We start from the raw sequence: 246 nt of genomic DNA on the forward strand, positions 1-246 counted from the left end.
GTGTTAAGGCTTTGGCAAATTGCTCCGCGACTTTTTGACGTGATTCACCTGGGACTTTTTGCTCGAGTAAATGCGTCACGCAGTTACCTAATACCATTAGGCTTAAATCGGTGGGGGCTTGATGCTTAGCGAGAACTGCAAGCAGCTCGCTGATATTTGCTTCAACTTGTGTGTTTGTATATTTAGATTGAATTGCCATAGTCAGAAAACGTCAATAAAGAATGAATTAGCTGCACATAATAACGG

Annotated in this window: 1 protein-coding gene; it reads right to left on the reverse strand. The window is 41.9% G+C overall.

Features of this window, described 5'->3' with window-relative positions; translation table 11 throughout:
* Window positions 1–199, reverse strand: a 199-nt coding sequence (locus AAEZ03_RS28520; protein WP_350583331.1) for a YejL family protein, incomplete at its 3' end; no start/stop codon positions are given.
* Window positions 200–246: the final 47 nt, after the last annotated feature.

Origin of the sequence: Pseudomonas sp. HY2-MNA-CIBAN-0224, from assembly GCF_040310285.1 — a bacterium.
Classification (GTDB): domain Bacteria; phylum Pseudomonadota; class Gammaproteobacteria; order Pseudomonadales; family Pseudomonadaceae; genus Aquipseudomonas; species Aquipseudomonas helleri.